The 4,150-nt window shown below is 74.4% G+C and carries 5 protein-coding genes, 2 pseudogenes and 1 riboswitch; of the genes and pseudogenes, 3 read left to right on the top strand and 4 right to left on the bottom strand.

The genetic code is table 11. The features are described from left to right. The 4 genes and pseudogenes from AC2W7J_RS16390 to AC2W7J_RS16375 form a co-directional block, all read right to left on the bottom strand. Positions 1–208 (bottom strand): annotated as a pseudogene (locus tag AC2W7J_RS16390) (hypothetical protein); the annotation flags it as partial. A gap of 1 nt (position 209) precedes the next feature. Further along, on the bottom strand, positions 210–950 hold the full coding sequence (locus AC2W7J_RS16385; RefSeq protein ID WP_485983703.1) for an SDR family NAD(P)-dependent oxidoreductase: 741 nt from the start codon (positions 948–950) through the stop codon (positions 210–212). Continuing rightward, positions 947–1,228 (bottom strand): hypothetical protein, encoded by a 282-nt coding sequence (locus tag AC2W7J_RS16380; protein ID WP_485983701.1) that lies wholly within the window; start codon positions 1,226–1,228, stop codon positions 947–949. The genes AC2W7J_RS16385 and AC2W7J_RS16380 overlap by 4 nt, the downstream gene beginning before the upstream one ends. Continuing rightward, positions 1,225–1,686 carry a hypothetical protein gene (locus AC2W7J_RS16375; protein WP_485983699.1) on the bottom strand — a complete coding sequence of 154 codons (462 nt, stop codon included), beginning with the start codon at positions 1,684–1,686 and terminating at the stop codon, positions 1,225–1,227. Before AC2W7J_RS16375 ends, AC2W7J_RS16380 begins: the two co-directional genes overlap by 4 nt. Positions 1,687–1,728: 42 nt before the next feature. On the opposite strand from AC2W7J_RS16375, the gene AC2W7J_RS16370 reads away from it, so the two are divergent. The 3 genes and pseudogenes from AC2W7J_RS16370 to AC2W7J_RS16360 all read left to right on the top strand — a co-directional run. Further along, positions 1,729–2,931: an MFS transporter gene (locus tag AC2W7J_RS16370; protein ID WP_485983697.1), complete on the top strand. Its 1,203-nt coding sequence runs from the start codon at positions 1,729–1,731 to the stop codon at positions 2,929–2,931. A gap of 7 nt (positions 2,932–2,938) precedes the next feature. Then, positions 2,939–3,655, top strand: coding sequence for an iron-dependent transcriptional repressor DtxR (locus tag AC2W7J_RS16365; RefSeq protein ID WP_255185208.1), 717 nt, complete (start codon positions 2,939–2,941; stop codon positions 3,653–3,655). A gap of 116 nt (positions 3,656–3,771) precedes the next feature. Further along, positions 3,772–3,948, top strand: a riboswitch (cyclic di-AMP (ydaO/yuaA leader). A gap of 2 nt (positions 3,949–3,950) precedes the next feature. Further along, positions 3,951–4,150: pseudogene (locus tag AC2W7J_RS16360) on the top strand (hypothetical protein); the annotation flags it as partial.

The following is a 4,150-nucleotide window of genomic DNA, read 5'->3' as shown; positions in this document are numbered from 1 at the left end:
TCAGGCCGGCGGCCCCGCAGGGCCTCGGCGACCGCTCGGGGTGGCCGGTCGCGGCGAGGCCGGGGTCGGTGACGACGAGGACGTGACGGCCGCCGAGCCCGGCGACGTCGTGGCCGATCTCGCGGACGGCGCCGGGGCCGAACTTCAGCCGCGGTGCGGCATAGGTGAAGACGGCCTCGGGCGTGGTGGGCGTGGGCAGGTCGGTCATGTCAGCTCTCCCGGTGGACCTTGTGCGCGGCAGCCTGCGCGCGGGGCTTGACGACCATGAGGTCGACGTTGACGTGGCGCGGCCGGGTGGCCATCCACGTGATGGCGTCGGCGATGTCCTCGGCGACGAGCGGCTCGGCGACGCCCGCGTAGACCCTGTCCGCCCGCTCCTGGTCGCCCTTGAAGCGGGTGAGCGAGAAGCCCTCGGTGTGCACCATGCCCGGCGCGATCTCGGTGACGCGCACCGGCTGGTCGACGAGCTCGAGGCGCATCGTCTCGGTCATCGTCGCGAGCGCGTGCTTGGCCGCGGTGTAGCCGGCGCCGCCCTCGTAGGAGGTGCGCCCCGCCGTCGAGCCGACGTTGACGATGATCCCCTCACCCGCGACGAGCGAAGGGAGCAGGGCCTGCACCATGCGCAGGGTGCCGATGACGTTGACCTCGTACATCGCCCGCCAGTCCTCGACGTCACCCGTGGCGACGGGGTCGAGGCCGTAGGCGCCGCCAGCGTTGTTGACGAGCACGTCGAGGCGGTCGCCGACCTCGGCCGCAAGGGCCGCGACGGAGTCCGGGTCCGTGACGTCGCAGGTGACCGCCCGGCCGTCGAGCTCGGCCGCGAGCGCGGTGATCGCCTCGGTGCTGCGGGCCGCGCAGACGACCTCGTGGCCGGCGGCAGCCAGGGCCCGCGCGGTGGCCGCGCCGATCCCCCCGCTGGCTCCGGTGACGACGGCGAGGGGGCGGGTCATGAGGACTCCTGTCGTGGTGCGGGGGCGATCCAGGTGGCGGCGGCGCTCGCGAGGACGCGCTCGCCGTCGAGCAGGGCGGTGCCGGTGTGGCGCTTGCGGCCCTCGCGACCGGTCTCCCACGCGATGACGACGAGCTCGCGCCCACGAGGGACGTCGGCGGCCACCGTCGAGGTGAGGGTGCCGAGCAGGAGCGGGCCGTCGGCGAAGCCGACGGCGAAGGCGCCCGGGCAGTCGAGCACGGCGAGCACGGGAGGCAGCCCCTCGTCGGTGATCGTCACCGGCGCGGCGAGGACGTCTCGCGGCCGGCGACCGGCGCCGCGAAGACGCGCAGACCCCCTTCGGCCTCCGGCCCGCAGACGTAGCAGCCGGGGTAGGGGTGCCCGCTCGCGTCGAACTCGGCGGCCGCGGCCCTGGCCGCCTCGAGGGAGACCGGTGCGGGGACTGCCAGGCCGGGGGCGGTCGTGCGACGGGCCGTGCCGAGCAGGGTCTCGCCGTCGAGGAGGTGCACCGCGAGGTCGGGGCCGTCGGCGACGGTGCCGTCGACCTCCCACCGCAGTGGACGCCCGAGCGGGGTGGGGGCGCTCAGGCGTACCGTCGCCGCCGTCAGGTCCCCCTCAGCGGGGACGAGGTCGTCGAGTCGTTCGGTGAGCAGACCGCAGACCCAGCCGCCGTTGCCGGTCCCCGGCGGGCCGACGTGCAGCGGGGCCACGGTCGTCGTCTCGGCTGTGGTGTGCACCACCCCAACCTAGCGACGGTGCCCCGGGAGAGGATGAGGGGGATGAGTACGAGCGAGGCCTTCGGCTGGAGGCGCATCGCCGTACCCGCCTTCGGGCCCACCTTCCTGTCCGCCGCCGCGAGCGGAGCCGTCGTCCCGATCGCGGCCCTGGCGGGGCCGACGAGCTCGGCGCGAGCCTGGGGCCTGGCGCCTTCGTCGTCTCGCTCACGGGCATCGGGCAGCTCGTCGGGGGTGCTGCCCGCCGGCGCCCTCGTCGCCCGCATCGGCGAGCGGGCCACCCTCGTGCGCGCCGGCCTGCTCGACATCGTCGCGCTCGCCGTCGCCGGGTGGGCCCCCTCGCTGTGGCTCATGGCGCTCGCCCTCCTCGTCTCCGGGCTGGCCTCCTCGGCCTTCTTCCTCGCCCGGCAGGGCTACATGATCGACGTCCTGCCGCAGCACCTGCTCGCCCGCGGCATGTCCCTGCTCGGCGGTGCGATGCGCGCGGGGCTGCTCCTCGGGCCGGTCGTCGGCTCGGTGGCGATCGCCCCCTTCGGCCTGCAGGGGGCCTATGGGGTGGCCGTCGTCCTCGCCGTCGGCTCCGTGGTCACCGTGCTCACCGCGCCCGACCTCACCGGTGACCATGAGCGGGCCCGGGCCGAGGACCACCACGCGGGGGTCTTCGCCGTCATCCGGCGGCACGCGCGGCTGCTGCTCACGCAGGGCATCGGCGTCACCGTCATCTCGGCCCTGCGGCAGTCGCGTCTGGTGATCCTGCCGCTGTGGGCCGTGCACATCGGCCTCGACGGCGTCGACTCCTCGCAGATCTTCGCCGCGGCCGGCGTCGCCGAGCTGCTCCTCGTCTACCCGGGCGGCTGGGTCATGGACCGGCTGGGCCGGGTCTGGGTCGTCGCGGTGCTGCTGTCGGTGGTCTCCGCCGCCTTCCTCGCCCTGCCCCTCGCGGGGACGAAGGGGGAGCTGCTCGCCGTGGCCCTCGTGATGTCCCTGGGCAACGGACTGGGGTCCGGCATCGTCATGACGCTCGGGGCGGACGCGGCACCGACCCGCGACCGGGCGCAGTTCCTCGGCGCCTGGCGGCTCATGGGCGAGGTGGGCCACGCCGGCGGATCGCTCGGGCTGAGCGCCGTCACCGCCCTCGTCTCGCTGCCGGCCGCCGCGGTCGTCCTCGGGGTCGCCGGCCTCACCGGGCTGGCGTGGACGAGCGTGTGGGTATCGCGGGCGGACCGCGCTCGCGCGGGCAAGGCATGATGGTGCCGTGAAGGATCTCATCGACACCACGGAGATGTACCTCCGCACGATCTTCGAGCTCGAGGAGGAGGACATCCCTCCCATGCGGGCCCGCATCGCCGAGCGGCTGGGCCACTCCGGCCCGACGGTCTCGCAGACGATCGCGCGCATGGAGCGGGACGGGCTGGTCAGCCTCGGCGACGACCGGCGCCTCGTGCTCTCCGACGAGGGTCGTCTGCTCGCGACCCGGGTGATGCGCAAGCACCGGCTCGCCGAGCGACTGCTCGCCGACGTCATCGGGCTGGAGTGGGAGCACGTCCACGACGAGGCCTGCCGCTGGGAGCACGTCATGAGCGAGCGGGTCGAGCGCAAGATCCTCGCCATGCTGCCCGAGCACCGCGAGTCGCCCTACGGCACGCCGATCCCCGGCCTCGAGGAGCTGCTCGCCGGTGGTGACGAGGCGCCCGCCGACGACTACCTCGAGGGCCTGAGCAGCCTGACCGACATCGTCGACGAGGGCCTGACCGGGACCTTCCGGGTGCGCCGCATCGGCGAGCCCGCGCAGGTCGACCACGAGGCGCTCGAGCTGCTCACCGAGGCGCGGCTGCGCCCCGGCGAGATCGTGCTCGTCACCCCCGAGGAGGACCGGGTGGTCGTCGCCCGAGACGGCGCCGCCAGCGACGCCGTCTCGCTGCCGCGCGACGTCGCCATGCACGTCTTCGTCGAGCCGGCGTCCGCCTCCTGAGCGCAGTCCGTGACCGCGGTGTGACATTTTCGTGATCAGCGGGTACGGTTCCTGAGTCCGCCTCCCCTGGGCGGATCCGTCTCGCGGACGCCTTGTCCTGCCACCGCACCGACGGCTGCTGCACTTCACCGCATGGCAGGAGCGGGGGACCCACTCATTGGGGCATCGCGGATGCTCCTCGGGGTGAAGTCCCACGGCACGCGGACCGCTAGGTCGGTCCGGAGCCGCGGGACCGGGCCGCACCTCTCGCCCGAACCCGACAGCTGACCTCGCAGGCGGGACAGAGGTATTCATCGTGTCTCACTCCGTCGGGCGCCACCGCGCTCCTGAGCGTTACAACCCCCTCGCCGAGATCGGCACCGTCATCAGCCAGACCGGCACCCCGCTGGCCAAGGGCTCGGCCGTCCTCGCCGCCTCCGGTGGCCTCGTCGCCGCGATCGCCATCCCCGCCCAGGCCGCCCCCCGCCGTCGAGCAGGCCGACGCCACGCCCGCGG

Source organism: Janibacter sp. CFPM2_SD2, from assembly GCF_057364645.1.
Note: the sequence above shows the minus strand (reverse complement) of the source record. Positions and strands in the feature narration are given on the sequence as shown.